This is a genomic window from Stutzerimonas stutzeri (assembly GCF_024448985.1).
GTDB classification, from domain to species: domain Bacteria; phylum Pseudomonadota; class Gammaproteobacteria; order Pseudomonadales; family Pseudomonadaceae; genus Stutzerimonas; species Stutzerimonas stutzeri_AP.
In genome coordinates this window covers 34,371-52,818 of sequence record NZ_JAMOII010000018.1, presented here as the reverse complement: position 1 = coordinate 52,818, position 18,448 = coordinate 34,371, and the positions used below count along the sequence as shown (strand labels likewise).

Annotated in this window: 18 protein-coding genes; 3 read left to right on the top strand and 15 right to left on the bottom strand. The window is 59.8% G+C overall.

The annotated features are described in order from the left end of the window. Window positions 1-58 precede the first annotated feature (58 nt). The 3 genes from NA647_RS16340 to NA647_RS16330 all read right to left on the bottom strand — a co-directional run bounded on the left by NA647_RS16340 (window position 59) and on the right by NA647_RS16330 (window position 3,167). Entirely contained in the window at window positions 59-547 is a 489-nt protein-coding gene (locus NA647_RS16340) for a DUF3597 domain-containing protein (protein WP_256058653.1), read from the bottom strand. Window positions 548-815: 268 nt separating this feature from the next. Then, complete coding sequence (locus NA647_RS16335) at window positions 816-2,102, bottom strand: mechanosensitive ion channel family protein (protein ID WP_256058652.1); 1,287 nt, start codon at window positions 2,100-2,102, stop codon at window positions 816-818. 330 nt (window positions 2,103-2,432) lie between these two features. Beyond that, window positions 2,433-3,167: a sulfite exporter TauE/SafE family protein gene (locus NA647_RS16330; protein ID WP_256058651.1), complete on the bottom strand. Its 735-nt coding sequence runs from the start codon at window positions 3,165-3,167 to the stop codon at window positions 2,433-2,435. A 157-nt stretch (window positions 3,168-3,324) separates the two neighbouring features. Between NA647_RS16330 and NA647_RS16325 the strand changes: the two genes are divergently transcribed. Next, window positions 3,325-4,224, top strand: a complete 900-nt coding sequence (locus NA647_RS16325; protein ID WP_256058650.1) for a CAP domain-containing protein — start codon at window positions 3,325-3,327, stop codon at window positions 4,222-4,224. Window positions 4,225-4,253: 29 nt separating this feature from the next. On the opposite strand, the gene NA647_RS16320 is transcribed toward NA647_RS16325, so the two are convergent. Next, window positions 4,254-4,625, bottom strand: coding sequence for an STAS/SEC14 domain-containing protein (locus tag NA647_RS16320; RefSeq protein WP_256058649.1), 372 nt, complete (start codon window positions 4,623-4,625; stop codon window positions 4,254-4,256). Between the two features lie 309 nt (window positions 4,626-4,934). Further along, entirely contained in the window at window positions 4,935-5,216 is a 282-nt protein-coding gene (locus NA647_RS16315; protein WP_003282311.1) for a peptidylprolyl isomerase, read from the bottom strand. A gap of 190 nt (window positions 5,217-5,406) precedes the next feature. On the opposite strand from NA647_RS16315, the gene ppk2 reads away from it, so the two are divergent. Next, a complete protein-coding gene (gene ppk2, locus NA647_RS16310) occupies window positions 5,407-6,333 on the top strand; it encodes a polyphosphate kinase 2 (RefSeq protein WP_256058648.1) in 927 nt (308 codons plus the stop codon). Window positions 6,334-6,343: 10 nt separating this feature from the next. On the opposite strand, the gene NA647_RS16305 is transcribed toward ppk2, so the two are convergent. From NA647_RS16305 to NA647_RS16265, 9 genes are all read right to left on the bottom strand, one after another. Then, window positions 6,344-7,306, bottom strand: a complete 963-nt coding sequence (locus NA647_RS16305; protein ID WP_256058647.1) for a PstS family phosphate ABC transporter substrate-binding protein — start codon at window positions 7,304-7,306, stop codon at window positions 6,344-6,346. A 21-nt stretch (window positions 7,307-7,327) separates the two neighbouring features. Further along, window positions 7,328-7,555, bottom strand: coding sequence for a hypothetical protein (locus NA647_RS16300; RefSeq protein WP_256058646.1), 228 nt, complete (start codon window positions 7,553-7,555; stop codon window positions 7,328-7,330). 19 nt (window positions 7,556-7,574) lie between these two features. Continuing rightward, window positions 7,575-8,738 carry a Na/Pi symporter gene (locus NA647_RS16295; RefSeq protein WP_256058645.1) on the bottom strand — a complete coding sequence of 388 codons (1,164 nt, stop codon included), beginning with the start codon at window positions 8,736-8,738 and terminating at the stop codon, window positions 7,575-7,577. 195 nt (window positions 8,739-8,933) lie between these two features. After that, window positions 8,934-10,460, bottom strand: a complete 1,527-nt coding sequence (gene glpD, locus NA647_RS16290; RefSeq protein WP_256058644.1) for a glycerol-3-phosphate dehydrogenase — start codon at window positions 10,458-10,460, stop codon at window positions 8,934-8,936. Window positions 10,461-10,942: 482 nt separating this feature from the next. After that, window positions 10,943-11,140: a hypothetical protein gene (locus tag NA647_RS16285; RefSeq protein WP_256058643.1), complete on the bottom strand. Its 198-nt coding sequence runs from the start codon at window positions 11,138-11,140 to the stop codon at window positions 10,943-10,945. A 116-nt stretch (window positions 11,141-11,256) separates the two neighbouring features. Next, entirely contained in the window at window positions 11,257-12,015 is a 759-nt protein-coding gene (locus tag NA647_RS16280) for a DeoR/GlpR family transcriptional regulator (protein ID WP_256058642.1), read from the bottom strand. 154 nt (window positions 12,016-12,169) lie between these two features. Beyond that, complete coding sequence (gene glpK, locus NA647_RS16275; RefSeq protein WP_256058641.1) at window positions 12,170-13,681, bottom strand: glycerol kinase GlpK; 1,512 nt, start codon at window positions 13,679-13,681, stop codon at window positions 12,170-12,172. 12 nt (window positions 13,682-13,693) lie between these two features. Further along, the gene (locus NA647_RS16270; RefSeq protein WP_256058640.1) at window positions 13,694-14,563 is read right to left on the bottom strand and encodes an MIP/aquaporin family protein; all 870 of its coding nucleotides are present in this window, start codon (window positions 14,561-14,563) and stop codon (window positions 13,694-13,696) included. 322 nt (window positions 14,564-14,885) lie between these two features. Next, window positions 14,886-15,311, bottom strand: a complete 426-nt coding sequence (locus NA647_RS16265) for a DUF1810 domain-containing protein (protein WP_256058639.1) — start codon at window positions 15,309-15,311, stop codon at window positions 14,886-14,888. A 171-nt stretch (window positions 15,312-15,482) separates the two neighbouring features. Between NA647_RS16265 and NA647_RS16260 the strand changes: the two genes are divergently transcribed. Next, the gene (locus NA647_RS16260) at window positions 15,483-15,791 is read left to right on the top strand and encodes a hypothetical protein (RefSeq protein ID WP_256058638.1); all 309 of its coding nucleotides are present in this window, start codon (window positions 15,483-15,485) and stop codon (window positions 15,789-15,791) included. Between the two features lie 76 nt (window positions 15,792-15,867). Here the strand turns inward: NA647_RS16260 and NA647_RS16255 are convergent, their stop codons facing one another. Next, entirely contained in the window at window positions 15,868-18,354 is a 2,487-nt protein-coding gene (locus NA647_RS16255; protein ID WP_256058674.1) for a helicase-related protein, read from the bottom strand. Window positions 18,355-18,448: the final 94 nt, after the last annotated feature.

The window sequence follows — 18,448 nt, the reverse complement described above, 5'->3', positions numbered from 1 at the left end:
GCGGAGCGTTCAGCACGACGTTCCCACGCGTCAGCGCGGGAACGTCGTTAGCTCCAGATCAGGTACGCAGTTCAGGCGGAACGGTGCCGCCATGTTCGGCGAGCTTATGCATCACGGTCCGATGCAGCCAGATGTTCATTTGCGCAGAGTCGGCCATCTTGTCCGCCGGGCAGCCCAACTCGGTGGCAAGCTCCTTTCGCGACTCCAGGCTGCTATCGAGGCCCAGAAGTTTGAGCAGATCGACGATGGAGGTGCGCCAGTTCAGCGTTTCCGGGAAGTTTGCGGCCATGCCGTCGAGTTTCGCCGGTACGTCCACAGCGCTGGTGGTCGCGCCGGCCGTACCCATTGTGCCGCCCATGCCTGGGGTCGATGCGCCGGCACCTGGTGGTGTAGTGGTCGCGTTGTTGGCAGTAGTAGGGCGCTCCGAGTCCACCACCGTATCGGTCGCGTGCTGGTTGACACCCGAATCCGCTGCAGCAGGCTTATGCGCCTCGTTGCTCACGCCGCCCATGCCCAGCTTGTCTTTGATCTTGTCGAACAGGCCCATTGAATGATCCTCGGTGATTGGTGGTGATAGTTGGACCACCAACGCCGTCTAGACATTCAGCTCCGTAGGTCGGGCCAAAAGGGGGCGTGCTCAAGGTACTGCCCGCTCGCTCCCATTTACCGGTGTTGTAACAGTCGTTTCTGCCTGTGGCCGACGCCATGTGCCGCCGGCATGTCAGCCCCGAGTCGCTCGTTGCAAACTGCAACTGGAACCCTCGTCTGCCGGTACTCGCTGAAAATCCCGGTTGAATGCTGAAGTCTTGGCGGAATCAGCTGCCGTTCGGGGTGTGTAGCACGACGTTCTGACGCGCTTGATCGGGCAGTGCAACGTCGGCGGCGCGCAAGGCTACGATCAGACTTTTACGCACCTCGGAGGCAGTGGCCACGAAGTCGGAACGGCGCGAGTCGCACCAGAATTGCACGTCAAACATCAGCTCGCTCTGGCCCAGTTCGCCCAACCTGACGGATGCCGGTGGTTCAGCGAGTACACCAGGCGTTCCCTGCGCAGCGTCGCGCATGACGACGGAAATCGCATCGATATCAATGCCGTAACTGAGCCGACAAACCACCTTGCCCCGCCGGATCGGTGCGGCCGTGTTGTTGGTCACCCGCGACGTAAAGGTTTCGGCGTTCGGCACCAGGACCCGGCGACCATCGTAGGTGCGAATCTGCGTGGCGCGCAGTTCGATGCGCTCCACGCTGCCCTCGGTTTCACCGATGATGATCTGGTCGCCCAGCTGAAAGGGGCGCAGTGTCAGGATCAGCAGCCCGCTCACGAAATTCGAAAGGATGTCCTTCAGGGCAAAGCCCAGCGCCAAGCTGGTCAGGCCCAGGCCGGTCGCCAGCGTACCGGGCTCCAGGCCGAAGGCACTGGCGGCAACGATCAAACCGAGTAGCCATACGGTGTAATAGCTGACCTGGCGCACCAGGTTCTCCACAGTTCGATCATTCGCCAAACGGGCAAAAATGATCCGCATGAGCGCTCGTACTGCCGTTGCCAATCCCCAGAAAAGCAACAAAACAAGCAACGCTGCCAGGATGCGCGGAATGATGTTAATGGCTGATTCGAGCAGGCGCGCAAATGCTGTCTCGACGCTGACTTGAACCGATGTGACGAAACGGTCGCGCTCCGAATCGCGACGTTCGATGGCGGTTGCTAGCGCTCGGTCGATCAACGCGGCCCATTCCTGAGCAAGGGCGTCGATTGGCTGTCCATTGGCCTCGGCATCGGCAGGAGTAACCATCACTAATGGGCGGCCGGCCACGCTGATCTGCCGATCGTCGCCCTGGTCACCCGCGTTTTCAATTCGTGCTCGGGTAACGCCCTGAGGCGTTTCCAGCACCGCCGCCAGTTGCCTTTCTACCTGTCGAGCACGCGGCCTGGCCTCCAGCTCGGCATTAGGTCCGACGCGGAACAGGGCGCGGCCGTCCATGCGAACTGTGGCGACCCCTTCCTGCGCCGTCGCCGAAGGTGACCACAGCGCCTGGCACGCGAGCATCAGCAAGACCAGCCAGATAACGCGGTAGGGCTCAGAGTCGGTCAGGTGCTTTTGCATGGAAGGTTCGATCCCGAAGTGGCGGTCGACTGCAGATACGAACAGGCCGCCGGAGAACCCCGGCGGCCTTTCGATAACTCGTCCGACGCAGCGACTCGGTCGCCTGGCTGGCGCTTCCGCACGCTGCTCGGCTGTAGCGGTGTCAGAACACCAGCATGAACAAGCCGATCACTACCAACAGACCGATCAGGAAAATAATGCCAATTGTGCTGCCCAGAAACTTCAGCATGAGGATGACTCCTGTTGCAGTGGGTTCATAAAATCCGACTGGACAGGGCTGCGATCGTTCAGAAAATGTCACGGGCGGGCAGGCTCTACCATGGCGACTGCTCAGATGTTTTTCCAGATCAGCTGCAAACCGGCGATCAACATGCCGACTCGGGCGATCCGGTAGAACCAGGTGTGATCGATGCGCTTGTGCAGCCAGAGTCCGGCCCAGACGCCGAACGGCACCACTGGCGCAAGCATGAGGCTCAGCAGCAGGTTTTCGCGATTGAACTGGCCAAGCGCAGCATACGGGATCAGCTTGATCGCATTGGTCATCAGAAAGAACAGGTTGATGGTCGCCACGTAACGCAGTTTGTCCAACTGCTGCGGCAGCAGGTGCATCATGATCGGCGGCCCGCCTGCGTGGGCGACGAAACTGGTGAAGCCCGCAACAGATGAAAGCAGGGTGCCGCGTCCGCGCTGCAGAGGCCGTGGCTTGTCGTTGCGGGAAATCAGGCCGAGCAGCACGAAGCCCACTGCAATCACGCCCATCATCAGACCGATCATGCGCTCGTCGAGCATGCCGAACGTGAGTGTGCCGAGTGCGATACCGATCAACGCGCCCGGCATCATCACTTTGAGGTTCGCCACGTCCCAGCGTCCGATATACGCCTTGAGGCCGACCACATCCGCCAGGCAGAGGATCGGCAGCATTACCGCAGCGGCCTGTTTGGGAGAGATCGCCAGTGCCAGCAGCGGCACGGCAATCCCGCCCAAGGCGCCTCCGAAGCCGCCTTTGGACAGGCCCGTCAGAAAAATCGCCGGCAGAGCGAACAGCAGAAAATCAGAAAGGGTCATGTGTGTGATCAGGCTAGATGTCAGGGATCGGCTTCGTTGCGCATCATCGCATCTATACGACGCTTGTTTGAGCGCACGGCGTCAGCGTTTGCAGAAGAGCGGATCGCCCGCGGCTGATCGTGGTCAGCATAGTTAACCGCAGGCAGGCAGGTGACATATGACCGTATTCAACGCGACTTCATGTCCGCTTCTGGCACGGACCGGCCATCCGCCACGCGTCGCGGCTGGGGTATTGCTGATAATGGCGACGGCCCTGGCAGGCCAGACGTACGCACAGGAGCCCGATGCCCTGGTGGGTCTGATCAATGAATTTCGCGGAGCGGCCGAAGCGTGCGAAGGCGGGAAGGGTCAGGCTGTCAGTCCGCTGGCACCCAACGAAGCGCTTGCGCTGGAACCGGCCACCAGCGGGACCCAGCTACAGGAAGCACTGCAAGCCTCCGGCTATCGGCCGGCCAAACTGCAGGCTATTTCGATATCGGGCCCGGCAAACGCGCAAACCGCCATGCAGGCGCTGAAGCAGCGCTATTGTGGTCCCCTGCGCAGCCAGGATTTTGCCGAAGTCGGTGTTTCCCGCGAAGACAACACTTGGCAAGTGCTACTGGCCAAGCCACTGCTCGCGCCAGATCTAGGCGACTGGCAGCACGTCGGTAGGGATATTCTGCAGCGGGTCAATGAGGCGCGCGCCAAACCGCGCACCTGCGGTAGCCGTTCGTTCAAGGCGGCGCCGCCCCTGGGTTGGAATGCCAAGCTGGGTGATACCGCACTCGGCCACAGCCGCGACATGGCCAAGCAGAACTTCTTCAGTCACCAGGCGCCGGATGGCAGTCAGGTCAGTGACCGGGCCAGTCGCACCGACTATGGCTGGCAACGGATCGGCGAAAACATCGCGGCGGGGCAGGGCTCGGCTGAGCAAGTCATGGCTGGGTGGCTCGCCAGTCCCGGGCACTGCGGCAACATCATGAACCCAGATTTCACCGAGATGGGCGCCGCCTACGCGATCAACAAGGACAGCGCTGCGGTGAGCTACTGGACTCAGGTATTCGGCACGCCTCGCTGATCCGCTGCCGGGCTGGCTTTGGGCCCGGCTCAGCTCAGGCCTTCCAACCAGTTATGCGCCTCGGTGCCCTGATGCTCGTCGAACGCTTTTATCGTTAGTCCCGGAATCAGTGCGCCTTCAATCTCACTGGCCCTGCGCACCCAATCCTTCGCACAGACGACAGCGCAGCGATCAAAGCGGCGTATGAAGCGGAACAGCTGCGGTATGCGGGACAACTCCACCCCAACTGCGCCAAGCGTCGGCATGTCGAAGTCACCAACACGAAAGAGCATCTGCCCGTGGCTGATGCCATCGGATTTGCGCAGCAGTTCATCCAATGCGAAGCGCATTTCACCGGCATCGAGCTTGCCGGAGAAATCCACATCGATGCGTTTATCAGCGATGCGAGATACATGAAACATGGTCAGTCCTCAGTTGATCCGCTTTTGGCGAGTCGCCCCGCCGTTAGTTGATCTTAGCTATTGCGAGGCGTTCGGGCGTTTCAAAAAGGCCGTTCTCGATTGCCCGTTGACGTGCTGTTCTGAAGACCTTTCGTGGCCGTAATAAATCAACGACAAGCTGGACTGATAGTGTGTTTTCAGCACGAGCGGCTGTTTGCAAGCGGATCGGGTAGGAATGAGAACAGGCGGGAAGGTGTTGCGGAGAGAGGGCTGTTTCAACATCTGTAAGCGGCATGGGATCCCCGCACATGAGTGCGGGGAACGGGAGGATCAGTCCTGGCGGCTGGTCACTTCCAGCAGGTGATAACCGAACTGGGTCTTCACCGGGCCTTGCACTTCGTTGAGCGGGGCGCTGAACACGACGGTGTCGAATTCCTTGACCATTTGACCGGGGCCGAACGAGCCCAGATCACCACCCTGGCGGCTGGAAGGGCATGTGGAGTTGTCTTTGGCAACCTGAGCAAAGTCGGCGCCGCCTTCGATTGCAGCTTTCAGTTCGTTGCACTTTTCTTCGGTGGGAACCAGGATGTGGCGGGCGGTAGCGCGTGCCATGAGGGTCTACTCCAGTGGGAAAGCTGCGAGCCTACCGGAATTGCGCTGTGATTCAAACGTCGCCGGTGACCATCAGCAATGCTGGCGTCTCGCATCGCTTTGGTCATGATCCGGTCATCGGTACTGGCTAGCGTGAGCCAAGGCCACCTAAGCGCGTGGCTGTTCTTCTCACGCTTACGGATGACCGCCGATGACCGACGACCTGCACAGCTCGCTCAATGTCTATCAACATCTGCTCCACGACTTTCAGGACAGCCTCGACGAAGAGTTGGAGATGGAACTGGACGACGCGCGCATGGACGCGCTGATCGCCCGCGAAGGGACGCCGCAACCTTCGGATACGGGTTTGTCCCGACGGGTTTATTTCTCTGAGTTACTGCGACTGCAAGGCGAACTGGTCAAGCTTCAAGACTGGATCGTGCATAACAAAGTCCGCGTGGTTGTTCTCTTCGAAGGCCGCGACGCCGCTGGAAAGGGCGGGGTTATCAAACGCGTCACTCAACGGCTCAATCCGCGGATCTGCCGCGTCGCTGCTTTGCCTGCGCCCAACGACCGTGAGCGCACCCAATGGTATTTCCAGCGATACGTTTCGCACCTGCCCGCCGCAGGCGAAATGGTTCTGTTCGACCGCAGCTGGTACAACCGCGCCGGTGTCGAGAAGGTCATGGGGTTTTGTACTGATGATGAGTACGAAGAGTTCTTCCGCTCGGTCCCGGAGTTCGAGCGGATGCTGGTGCGCTCGGGAATCATCCTGATCAAGTACTGGTTTTCCATCTCGGATGAAGAACAGAACCGACGCTTTTTGGCGCGCATCCATGACCCGCTCAAGCAGTGGAAGCTAAGCCCCATGGATCTCGAGTCCCGGCGGCGCTGGGAGGCTTACACGCGCGCCAAGGAGATCATGCTCGAGCGTACTCACATCGATGATGCGCCCTGGTGGATCGTCGAGGCCGACGACAAGAAGCGCGCGCGCTTGAATTGCATCAGCCATCTGCTGAGCCAGCTTCCCTATGGCGAGGTGGAGCGGACGCCGGTGAAGCTGCCTGAGCGGGTTTACAACCCGGACTACCTGCGCAATCCGGTGCCCGACAGCATGATCGTACCAACGGTCTACTGATTCACCCGTCTCACTTGGCGCCGGTCGCATTTGCAGCCGGCGCTTCGCTGAGTGCCTCCAGGTTCTGCGCGTAGCGCTCGGCGCGCAGCGGCATGAACCCGGTGAAGTGGATCCAGGTCGGCAGGCCTTGAAGATAATGCTCAACGAAGGCTCTGGTAGCCGGCTTTCCCTGAAGGCTCCGCTCGCTCAGATAGATGAACAACGGGCGGGTCAAGGGTTGGTATTGCGCCTCACTGACCGTATCAAGCGTCGGATAGACCGGGCCCTTGCCGCTGTCGATTGCAAGCAGCTTCAGCTCATCCCAATGTCGGTGATAAGCGCCAATACCGAAGAAGCCGAGCGCATCCGGCTCGGCAGCGATGCCGGCGGCCAGCTCCTCCTCGTTCTCGCTGGCGGTGTAATCCTGACGGCTGCGATGAGCCTCTCCGACAACCTCTTCGGTGAACACATCGTAAGTGCCCGAGTCCTGCCCGCGACCGAACAGCTTCACCGGGCGATCGGGCCAGCCCGCACGAACCTGGCTCCATTGCATTACCTTGCCCTCCGCGGCCGGGGCCCAGAGCTTTTTCAGCTCCTCGACCGTGATGTCGGTTGCCCAATCATTACTCGGGTGTACAACCACGGTGATTGCATCCATTGCCAGCGGTATCTCGCGATAACCGATCCCGTTCTCTGTGCAAAGTGCTTGCTCCTCGCTGTTCATTTCACGAGAAGCGTCGTTGATGTCCGTCTCGCCAGCGCAGAAGCGGCGAAAGCCCGCGCTGGTTCCGGAGAACGATACATCGATGGGGTGGCCCGGCTGCGCACGCTGAAAACGGCGCATCGCTTCTAGGGTTAGTGGGTAGACGGTGCTGGAGCCATCGATGACGAGCCCTTCGGTGGCTGGCTCGGCAGCATTCGCGGACGAGGTGAATGCAAGCTGTAAGCCGAGCGTGAGACTGATCAGCAGAAGCGGGCCGGGTTTGACGTGCATGCTGTCGTTCCTCTCCATGGATCAAGCCTTTGGTTTCAACCAGTCGTGTTTCAACGAGTTCCAGAACACTTGCAGGCTGTTGAATCGCGTGTCGACGGCGTTGATGTAGTCATCCAGCCGATCGATTTCACGGTGCTGCGCTTTTTGTTCCTGCGCATCAATCTGATCGAGCTGGGCTTCGAGCTCATTCAGCGACTCGCGCAGTTCACGGATACGGTTTTCTGTCTCTATACGACGTTCGCTTTGCATGGGTGGCCTCATGGCTGGGTCAGAGTTGGCTTCCGCCGATCAATAGCAGAGGCAGGCCGAAGAACACCCCGCCGATGTACGCCCCGACATAAAGCTTGCTGCGCTGCGCCAGGTCAGCAAGGTGCGTGGCAATGGCCGGGGGAATCCCGCGCAGGAAAGGCAGCACGTAGATGAAGAAGATGCCGAACAGGTTGAACAACAGGTGCACCAGGGCAATCTGTAGCGCCAGCTCAGCCGTTGGGCCGGAAATCGCCGTAGCCGCCAACAGTGCGGTGACGCAGGTGCCGATGTTGGTACCCAGGGTAAAGGGGTAGACCTGCTTGAGCGAAAACACACCGGTTCCGGCCAACGGTACGATCAGCGCCGTGGTGGTCGAGGACGACTGAACCAGAATGGTGATGATGGTTCCCGACGCAATTCCCGACACAGGACCACGGCCGACGCTGGTGTGCATGATGTCCTTGGCGCGGCCAACCATGACCTTACGCAGCACCTTGCCAATGGCCTGCACTACGAACAGGATCAGGCCCACCCCGATGATAATCAGTGCGATGCCTGCCCAGACCTGGCTCGGTAGCCAGGCCACGCTGGCGTTGAGCACGTCGCTGGCAGGGGTGAGTATGGTTTTCATGAAGTTCACACTCTTCATGTCGACACTGGTGCTGTCGCTCACCAGCAGTCCAGCGAGGACTTCAGATATGCGCTCCAGCGGATGGAAGAGCAGCTCCAGCGGCAGCAGAATGGCCACTGCGGTGATATTGAAGGCATCGTGAACCGTGGCTGCGGCGAAGGCTCGGTGAAACTCCACACCGTTGCGAACATGGCCCAGGCTGACAATGGTGCTGGTCAGGGAAGTGCCGATGTTGGCGCCCATGATCAGCGGGATCGCGATCGGAATCGGCAGCCCGCCAGCCACCATGCCGACGATGATCGAGGTCACGGTGCTGGAGCTCTGGATGAGCGCTGTTGCTGCGAGGCCGATCATTAACCCGACAAAGGGGTTGGTAGCAAAAGCGAACAGCTCTTTTGCATTGTCTCCCACTGCAGCTTTGAAGCCGTCGCCAATAGCGCCTACGGCAGCCAGCAACAGATAGATCAAGGTAACGACCAGCAGCCATGACAGCCATTGGCGTGTCATGGGTGTAGACGAATTATTCGCGAGGGCACCGGTGTTGGTCGTCATCAGGCAATTCCCGAGAGCTTTTAAGTTGCCCTAAGGTGCTGCGCGGATGTGAAGGCTTGATGACCGCAACGGTAATGGAGAGGAACTGATGGGTGCGAAAGGTGTCGCCTTGGCTAGCGAGGTGTGGGTTCACGGAACTGGCATGAGCCGAAGCCTGCCGTTCGCAGGCAGGTCAGCGATACTTGATTGGTAGACTCAGGCGGCGTCGCTGCTGCGTACGCTTTGGGCAATGGGGCGTTCGGCTAGGTAGCGTTCCAAACGGGCATTATCGGCACTGCTGAATGCCAGACCGAGCTTGGTTCTGCGCCAGAGAATGTCGTCGAGCTGGGTTGCCCATTCTTCCCGACGAAGATATTCCACTTCCTGCGCATACAGTTGCTGGCCGAGGTCTTCGCCCAGCGCATCGACCGAACGCGCCTCGCCGAGCATGCGCCAGACGCGATTTCCGTAGAGCGTCGCCCAACGTTTGGCCAAAGCTCGGTCAGCACCCAGCACGTTTTTCTCCAGCTCTTCGCTGAGCGCCTCGGCTGTACTCATGTCTTCGCCGCCAGGCAAGGGCGTGCTGGCTGTCCAGCTTTCGCCCATATGCGGGAAGAACGGCTTGAGTTGCGCCATCGCCGACTCCGCAAGCTTGCGGTAAGTCGTCAGCTTGCCGCCGAAGACCGACAGTAGCGGTGCCTGCTTTTCTTCGGCGGCGAGCGACAAGGTGTAATCGCGAGTTACCGCAGAGGGATTGTCTGACTCGTCGTCACACAACGGCCTGACACCGGCAAAGGTATGGAGGATGTCTTTAGGTTCCAGCTGCTTGCGGAAATGAGTGTTGGCGACACCCAGAACGTAAGTGATTTCCTCTTCCGTGATACTGACCGTGGCCGGATCGCCGCGGTATTCGCGGTCAGTCGTGCCGATCATGGTGTAGCGATCCAGATATGGAATGGCGAAGACGATACGCCGGTCTTCGTTCTGCATGATGTACGCCTGCTCACCTTCGTACAGCTTGGGCACGATGATGTGGCTACCCTGGATCAGCCGAATGCCGTAGGGCGAGCGCTGCTGCAGGTTGTCTCCGATGAATTGTGCGACCCAGGGCCCGGCGGCATTTGCCAATGCCTTGGCGCGTAGCGAGAAGCGCGTGCCATCTTGGCGCTCCAATTCAACATGCCAGATACCCGCGGCACGCTTGGCGCTCAAACACCGGGTACGGGTGTGGATGTGCGCGCCTTTTTCGCGCGCGGCCATGGCATTGACGACGACCAATCGCGCGTCGTCGACCCAACAATCGGAATATTCGAAACCGCGCGTGATTGCCGGCTTCAGCGGACTTCCATCATCGAAACGCAGGCCGCGCGAGGCGGGCAGTTTTTCGCGTTTGCCAAGATTGTCGTAAAGGAACAGGCCGGCACGGATCATCCAGGCGGGACGAAGATGAGGACGATGTGGCAACACGAAGCGCATCGGTTTGACGATATGTGGCGCTTTGGCCAGCAACACTTCGCGTTCAGCCAGCGCCTCACGAACCAGGCGGAACTCGTAATGCTCAAGGTAGCGCAGGCCGCCATGAATCAGCTTGCTGCTGGCCGACGACGTATGGCTGGCCAAGTCATCGCGTTCGCATAAGAAAACTGACAGGCCGCGTCCGGCTGCATCAGCAGCGATGCCCACACCATTGATTCCACCGCCGATAACGGCGATGTCGTATAGCTCGGAGACGGCCTCAGTCACGAAATTCTCCTTAGAAAACGAACATTAATTTTCGAATATGAACATCCTAGCTCAGAAGTGTACCTCCCTCCAGTTGATATGTTCGTTTTTTATATCAAAAGAAAATATTGATTCGATACGGACTGCCGTTTGGTGATTAGCCGGCCATGGTGATAATGCCGCCCATTGAATGCGCGCCATCAGCATGGGCGGGGAATGTTATGGAAATGCTACTGGTGGGCTGAAGCGGAGCGCCGCCCGCCCACCCTACTGCTGCAGCGGGCTGTTAACCACCGACACGAGCGCTTCCGCCAGGGAAGTAGGGTGCGCTTCAGCCCACCGGCGCAGCCACTGCAGTGGCATTGGCGGCCTCTTCCAATGCGGGAGTCGACGCAAGGTGCGCCATTGGGCGCATTGTGCAGCGGAGTGCGGGTCGGTGTTGTGCTTGCATCGGGTTGATGATCACCGAAACGAACGCTTCCGCCAGGGAAGTAGGGTGGGCTTCAGCCCACCGGCGCAGCCACTGCAGTGGCATCCGCCGCCAACGCGAGAGTCGGCGCGAGGGGCGCCATTAGGCGCATCGTGCAGCGCAGTGCGGGCGGGTGTTGTGCTTGCAGCGGGCTGATGATCACCGAAACGAGCGCTTTAGCCAGGGAAGTAGGGTGGGCTTCAGCCCACCAGCGCAGCCACTGCGGTGCCATGAGCGGCCACCGCCAACGCGAGAGTCGGCGCGAGGCGCGCCATTAGGCGCATCGTGCAGCGGGGTGCGGGACGGTGTTGTGCTTGCAGCGGGCTGATGATCACCGAAACGAACGCTTTAGCCAGTGACTTCGAGCTTCACTTTGTGCCGATTCAGCAATTCCAGAAACGCTTCCGGTGGCTGTGCCTCGGTGAACAACATATCGATCTGCTCCAGCGAGCCGAGGCGGGTCATGGCATTGCGGCCGAACTTGCTCGAATCCGCGGCAAGAAAGATCTTGCGAGCATTGTTGATGATGGCCTGGGAAACGCGGACTTCCTGGTAGTCGAAGTCCAGCAAGGTGCCGTCCTCATCGATGCCGCTGATGCCGATCAGCGCGAAGTCCACCTTGAACTGACTGATGAAATCCGCCGTGGCTTGGCCGACCACGCCGCCGTCGCTGCGCACGTTACCGCCAGCGATCAACACATCGAAATCTTCCTTCGGGCTGAGAATGCTCGCCACGTGGAGATTGTTGGTGATGATTTTGAGGTCGCGGTGGTTGAGCAGCGCGTGGGCAATGGCTTCGGTCGTGGTGCCGATGTTGATGAATAGCGAGGCTTGATCGGGGATGTGTGCCGCCATGGCATCGGCGATACGGCGTTTTTCGTCGCGCATCTGCCGGGCGCGCTGGGTATAGGCGGTGTTCTGCACGCTGGAGTCGTGGGCGGCGCCGCCATGGTAGCGGCGCAAGAGGCCGGCTTCGCCGAGTTGGTTGATGTCACGGCGGATAGTCTGGGGCGTCACCGCAAATTGTTGCGCCAGCTCTTCGATGCTGACGTAGCCGCGCTCGCGCACCAGTTCGAGAATGCTCTGCTGTCGTGGGGCCAGACTCATGGAGGCTTCCTTCTTATCGATATGCCGCGAAGGATGCCGCAGTCTGGTCCTTGATTAAAGAAGTGTTCATTTCCGAATGAGTACGCCCGGCGCAAAGTGAATACAGGCCGGGCGTCATTCAGGCGCCGCTTGGTTCCTCAATCAGCGCTGATCCTCAGTCCTCTTCCCAGTCGCGCGTGCGATCGACTGCCTTCTTCCAACCTTTATAGAGCGCTTCGCGCTTTTCATCATCGCAGGCTGGCTCGAAGACCCGCTCAATGGTGGCCTTGCTGCGAAGCTCATCCAGGCTGCTCCAGAAACCGGTCGCGAGGCCCGCGAGATAGGCGGCGCCAAGGGCGGTGGTTTCTTTCATTTCCGGGCGCTCCACCTGAGTGCCAAGCAGGTCGGCCTGGAACTGCATGAGGAAGTTGTTGGCTACAGCGCCGCCATCGACGCGTAGCGACCGCAGACGCTCGCCGGCATCCTGCTGCATGGCGTCGAGCACGTCGCGGGTTTGGTAGGCGATGGATTCCAGTGCGGCCCGGATGATGTGATCCACCTTTACGCCACGGGTCAGGCCGAACAGCGCGCCGCGCGCGCGCGGGTCCCAGTAAGGCGCACCGAGACCAGTAAAGGCCGGCACCAGATAGACGCCGTTGCTGTCCTTGACCTTGGTGGCGAAATACTCGGAATCCAGCGAATCGTTGATCACCTTCAACTCGTCCCGCAGCCATTGCACGGTGGAACCGCCGTTGAAAATGGCGCCTTCGAGGGCGTAGTTGACTTCGCCCTTCGGACCGCAAGCGATGGTGGTGAGCAGGCCGTGCTTGGATTGAACCGCCTTGGTGCCAGTGTTCATCAGCAGAAAACAGCCGGTGCCGTAGGTGTTCTTCGCCTGCCCTGGCTCGACGCACATCTGGCCGAACAGGGCGGCTTGTTGATCGCCAGCAATACCGGCAATAGGAATACCCGTGCTCTGGCCGGACCCTAGATAGGCATGGCCGTAAACCTCGGAGGAAGAGCGCACCTCGGGCAGCATCTCGCGGGGGATGTCCAGCGCTTCCAGCATCACCGGGTCCCAGTCCAGCTTGTGGATGTCGTAGAGCATGGTTCGCGATGCGTTCGTGTAGTCAGTGACGTGGGCTTTGCCCTGAGTCATCTTCCAGATCAGCCAGCAGTCGACGGTGCCGAACAACAGCTCGCCACGGCGCGCGCGTTCACGGCTGCCTTCGACGTGATCGAGAATCCACTTGATCTTGGTGCCGGAAAAATAAGGATCAATGACCAGGCCGGTGGTCTGCCGGATGTGCTCTTCCATCCCGTCACGCTTGAGCTGATCGCAGATCGGCGTGCTCTGGCGGCTCTGCCAGACGATGGCGTTGTAGATCGGGCGACCGGTGCTCTTGTCCCAGACAATGGCAGTTTCGCGCTGGTTGGTGATGCCGATCGCCGCCACCTGTTCATTGGTGATGCCGGCCTGTGCGAGGGCCTCGACGAACACGCCGCTTTGTGTGGCCCAGATTTCCATCGGGTCATGCTCGACCCAGCTCGGTTGCGGATAGATCTGTGCGAATTCGCGTTGAGCGATAGTGACCACGTTAGCGTTGCGGTCCAGCACGATGGCGCGGGAACTGGTGGTGCCCTGATCGAGGGCGACGATGAATTGCTTATTGTTCTGGGTGCTCATGGTGTCGATTCCTTAACGAGCTTCTTGGGCAGTGGCATCGTGTTTGTAGCGGTCGCAATCTGATTTCGGTGCGTTGCAGGCGCCTGCGTCCAGGCTCGGCAGGTGCCTGCAGATCAGCGCTTTGTAGCCTGCTGCGCCAATGCATGCGCCCAGTACCGGAGCGATCAGCGGGACGAGGAAATAGGGAATGTCCCGCCCGCCCGTAAACGCAACATCGCCCCAACCGGCAAGAAAGGTCATCAGCTTCGGTCCGAAATCCCGAGCCGGGTTCATCGCAAAGCCCGTCAGCGGGCCCATTGCGCCTCCGATCACGGCGATCAACAAGCCGATCAGCAGCGGTGCCAGTGGACCGCGAGGCAGGCCGTTACCGTCGTCAGTCAACGCCATGATCATTCCCAGCAGGATAGCGGTAATCACCACTTCCACCAGAAATGCCTGGCCGATCGAGAGTGATGCATGAGGGTAGGTAGAGAAGACTGAGGCCAGTTCCAAACTGGCGATGCTGCCGCGCGTCATCTGCTGGGCTTGTTCAAAATCGAAAAACAGGCTGCTGTAAAGTCCATAAACCAACGCGGCGGCGCAGAACGCGCCCGCCGTTTGCGCAAGGATGTAGGCGGGGACCTTGTTGCGCTCGAAGGTTCCAAATAGCCAGAGCGCAATGGACACAGCCGGATTCAAGTGAGCACCCGATACGCCGGCTGCCAAATACACCCCCATGCTGACGCCGATTCCCCAAATAACGCTTATTTCCCAAAGGCCTAGATCAGCTCCGCCGAGCTTCAGCGCTGCCACGCAGCCCGTACCGAAGAAGATCAACAGAGCGGTACCGAGAAACTCGGCAATGCATTGCCCCCGTAGCGTCGGGGTGGACGGGTTACTCATGCGTGGAACCTCTTTTAACGACTGTTGTTTTTATGATCCGAATACTGCGAGGGTTCGGAAATGTTCGGAAGCGAAAACTTAAAGTCAAAGTTTGGTGCTGTCAAAGTAAAAACTTGAACATTTCATCGAAAAAGATAGCGAACGGAGCGGTAGATCGGTTGTCACCATCAGCCGGCGCGGGCTAGAAGGTGCTGGCCGGTGCGCAGAGCGCACCCTATGGATGGACGAGATCCTTGTAGGGTGCGCTCCGCGCACCAGGGCCCTGATGGCATACCAGCAGTGCAATTGCCTTTAATAACCACATGCTGGAGCTTGGCAACGCTCAGCGTTGCAGTCTGGCCATCGTCGCCGGATCTGCCTCGCCGTTGTAAAAGGCGTCGAGGATTTGCTGATAGATCGTCCGCTCAGGTGCGACGGCGCTGAACAGCGTCATGCTTGAACGTAGCTTTAGGTCATCGGGCGAACCGAGAATCTGCCGCGCCGGAACATCAGTGTGCTGCAGCATCGCCTGCGCGCATTCCTCCAGCCGCGCTCCCAGCAGCGGATGCTGCAGATAGGCGAGCGCCTCGTCTGTGTTTGAAATGGCGTAGCGTCGCGCCATGTCGCTATGGCCAAGCCCGGCGATCTGCGGAAAAACGAACCACATCCAATGGCTCTGTTTACGACCGGCTTTCAATTCCGCCAGCGCGCGGTCGTAGATGCCGTCTTGGGCGACGACGAATCGTTTCAGGTCGTAAGTATCGTGCATGGGGGCCTCCGCGAGCTGCGTCCATCGTTCATATGAGACCGCCCCAGCCTCAATGTTTCGCAGCTTCTGACGTGGCTGTTTACGCGTTGTTTACACCTACCTGACGCCCGCTGACCGAGCGGCGGTGTTTGATGGTTGTGGGCAACGAGCCCACTCGTAGAGGAGAAAGCCATGTTCAGTCGCATACTCAAGATCGGTCTGCTCACCGGCTGCCTGGTTGCCGCCAGTGCCGCTTCAGCGGCCGATCGCAATGTTGTGGTTCCGGTATTGGCCGGTGCGGCGGTTGGGGCGGTTTTGGTTGCGGTGCTAGCAAAGAATTCTGATGACCGCCATCAACGCGCTCGCCACTATCGGCACCAGCCGAAGCGTCACGTCCATCACCATCGTTACGTGCCACACGCAGCGAGGTATCGACCAAAACGCGTCGAGTACGTCATGGTGCCAGTGGAGCGTCGAGACTGGCGCAGAGGTCGGCATTAACAATTGAGGCGCGAAAGCAGGGCGCTCTCCGGCTCAATTGTTTGAGCTGGCGGGGCGCCCACCCGGCCATGGCTCGCTACGTTTTCGCTCGCTTTGGCGCTCGCCTTTTGGCGGGCTGCTGGCCGTTGATCCGCTGTTCTTTGAAGCAGTTCTGGCATAGGGGAAATCGTCGCTCAGCCATTGGCATCGCTTTCCCGCACTGCTTGCAGCTTCGGGTTTCGCCAGAAAGCCGCCGACGGTCCGAGCTGCGTGGCTTGCGTTGGCGTGACAGCTCGCGGGTGATGGCGCCGTTGAGCAGGCTGCGGTGCTCTTCGGCCTGTTCCAATGCCGGAAAGTGCGCGGGCAGCGTTCGCGCCAGGTGCAGATAGGTTTCGATGACATGTAGCGAGCTTTCCAAAGTGGCCAGATCCGAATCGATGATCAGCCGAGGCAACGGAACCTCTTTGTCTTGCGCGACTTTCTTCAACCACTGCTGGGCGAAAATACTGGCCGGACTGTCCAGGCCGCCGCGAATCGGCGTGCAGGCGAAGATCCAGCGCAGTGGCAAGTCGATGGTTGGGTCGTCGATCAGCTTGATCCATTCCGCCAACTCGTCTGGCAGTATCGAGATGAATTCATCGCCGTAATTGATGTTGCGGTTGAAGGTCAGCCAGGCCCGCAGCAGGCTCGGCTCATTCATCAATTCGGAGATGGCTTGAAGGTGTTCGATGGACGGCCGCACCTGAAATTGCGACAGGTCGACCGGTAAGTCTGGACTGTGGAACAGGCGCTTGATCGACTGCAGCGTCTGCCCGTCGAGCGCGGTGATCTCGCCACTGTCATGGTGACCAAAGCGGCCGGCCCGCCCACCGATCTGCTTGACCTCTTGCACCTTGAGCTGACGGTTCTGAATGCCGTCGTACTTCTCGTCCGTATAGAAGCACAGCGTATGTGCCGGCATGTTGAGCCCCATGCCCACCGCGTCGGTGGCGACCATGATGTCCGCCTCGCCTTCACGAAACCGGCGCGCCTGCTCGCGACGCACTTCCGGAGACAGCGCGCCGTAGACCACCGAGACGCTTTTGCCAGTCATCTCCAGCATGGCCTTGAGTTCGAGCACCGTCTTGCGGCTGAAGGCGACCAACATGGAGCCGGCGTCGAGCTGCTTGAGGGTAGTGGCGCGGCGTGCCACGTCCACAGGAGACAGACGCTTGGTGCGCTTGACCACCAGCTCGTCTTCGCACAGGTCGCACAGAGTTTTCAATGACGGCTGGATCAGCTCCGGGCCGGTCATGATGAGATCCTGGGTATAGGCGCTGACCAGTGCATCGACCCAGGCCCAGCCGCGTTGCGAGTCGGCCATCATCTGCACTTCATCGATTACCACGACATCCCAGGATTCGTGACGGAAACGGGCGAATTCCTCGACCGTGCAGCAATAGTGAGTGGCACCCTCGCGGATGATTTCCTCTTCGCCGGTGACCAGCGAGCAGGGCACGCCCATCGACTCGATGCGCTCCTGGTTTTCCAGCGCCATCAGGCGCAGGGGCGACAGGTAGATCGCGTGCGTGACGCCGGTCATCGCCTCGATGGCCTGGTGTGTCTTACCGCTATTAGTTGGGCCGAGCAGGGCGGTCCAGGTGCGGGTGATCCGCCGTGCGGCGTACAGCTTGTGGTAGTGAACGAAGCGCGGGTTGTTTTCCAGCAGCACGGCGAAAGCCATCTTTTCCCGGTTGTCCTCACGGGCGAAGCGGATGGTCCGGCGTAGCTTTTTCGGTTCCATCATGAAGATTTCGGTCAGGCGCTTCTCGCCGAGCAGCTGCAGATCGAAGTCCTGCGCTTCCTCGATCATCATCTCGAACTTGGCGTTCATCGCCTGATGGTCTTCATCCTTGATGTCCGCCACTTCGTGCTCGCTGAGCACATGACCTTGGCCGCCCGGGATGCGGCGCTGCATATCCAGCGCGAGTTCGCCGTGGCGCAGCTCGACCACATAGCGCAGCTCGTGCTTGACCTCATTGACGATGTCGACGGCTCGAACCGAAAAGTCATCGAGGCGCGAGAGCTTGGGAGGGAGTCTGTCCAGGCATTGGGCTTTCTGTTCGTCGCTCAAACTGGCGAAAGGTTTTTCCAGAACATGCAGGCGATCCCTGACCAACGCTTCCACCGCGCCACACACGTTGCGTTCGAATTCGCCGGCCGAGTGGCTATCAGGAATGCGCAGCGCGAACTCAGGCTCTAGCAAGTTCTGCACCGGGCCGCAATCCAGCGTTTTCTCAACGCCAAATATGTCAACGGTGCAGCTGAAGTCATTTACGTCTCGGTTCAGCAGTCGACCGATCAAGCTCGCGGGATCGGCGCTTTCAAGGCTGGCCTCGGTGGTCGACTCATCGAGTCCAAGCCAGAACAATCGGGCAGCGCGACCGATCTCGGGTGGCTGATAGCCAATGTAGGTGCTGAACCACTTTTCCTGATGATTCTTCTTCGGCGCGAAGTCCGGATGCCGCTCGGTGGTCCAGTTCAGAAAGCGCTGCAGGCGGTCGAGTTTGACGGTGTTTCGATGTTTGACTTCGGCCTTGCGCATGATCGACGCCTCTCTGATCAGTTCAGCTGCCATTATGGACAACCCAATGGCAACTTCCGATCACTCGCTCAGCATTCCGTAGGGCCGAACTCGT

Coding starts and splice junctions, on each gene's coding strand:
- NA647_RS16340 (WP_256058653.1), bottom strand. CDS start 547: ATGGGCCTGTTCGACAAGATCAAAGACAAGCTGGGCATGGGCGGCGTG.
- NA647_RS16335 (WP_256058652.1), bottom strand. CDS start 2,102: ATGCAAAAGCACCTGACCGACTCTGAGCCCTACCGCGTTATCTGGCTG.
- NA647_RS16330 (WP_256058651.1), bottom strand. CDS start 3,167: ATGACCCTTTCTGATTTTCTGCTGTTCGCTCTGCCGGCGATTTTTCTG.
- NA647_RS16325 (WP_256058650.1), top strand. CDS start 3,325: ATGACCGTATTCAACGCGACTTCATGTCCGCTTCTGGCACGGACCGGC.
- NA647_RS16320 (WP_256058649.1), bottom strand. CDS start 4,625: ATGTTTCATGTATCTCGCATCGCTGATAAACGCATCGATGTGGATTTC.
- NA647_RS16315 (WP_003282311.1), bottom strand. CDS start 5,216: ATGGCACGCGCTACCGCCCGCCACATCCTGGTTCCCACCGAAGAAAAG.
- ppk2 (WP_256058648.1), top strand. CDS start 5,407: ATGACCGACGACCTGCACAGCTCGCTCAATGTCTATCAACATCTGCTC.
- NA647_RS16305 (WP_256058647.1), bottom strand. CDS start 7,306: ATGCACGTCAAACCCGGCCCGCTTCTGCTGATCAGTCTCACGCTCGGC.
- NA647_RS16300 (WP_256058646.1), bottom strand. CDS start 7,555: ATGCAAAGCGAACGTCGTATAGAGACAGAAAACCGTATCCGTGAACTG.
- NA647_RS16295 (WP_256058645.1), bottom strand. CDS start 8,738: ATGACGACCAACACCGGTGCCCTCGCGAATAATTCGTCTACACCCATG.
- NA647_RS16285 (WP_256058643.1), bottom strand. CDS start 11,140: ATGGCACCGCAGTGGCTGCGCTGGTGGGCTGAAGCCCACCCTACTTCC.
- NA647_RS16280 (WP_256058642.1), bottom strand. CDS start 12,015: ATGAGTCTGGCCCCACGACAGCAGAGCATTCTCGAACTGGTGCGCGAG.
- glpK (WP_256058641.1), bottom strand. CDS start 13,681: ATGAGCACCCAGAACAATAAGCAATTCATCGTCGCCCTCGATCAGGGC.
- NA647_RS16270 (WP_256058640.1), bottom strand. CDS start 14,563: ATGAGTAACCCGTCCACCCCGACGCTACGGGGGCAATGCATTGCCGAG.
- NA647_RS16265 (WP_256058639.1), bottom strand. CDS start 15,311: ATGCACGATACTTACGACCTGAAACGATTCGTCGTCGCCCAAGACGGC.
- NA647_RS16260 (WP_256058638.1), top strand. CDS start 15,483: ATGTTCAGTCGCATACTCAAGATCGGTCTGCTCACCGGCTGCCTGGTT.
- NA647_RS16255 (WP_256058674.1), bottom strand. CDS start 18,354: ATGCGCAAGGCCGAAGTCAAACATCGAAACACCGTCAAACTCGACCGC.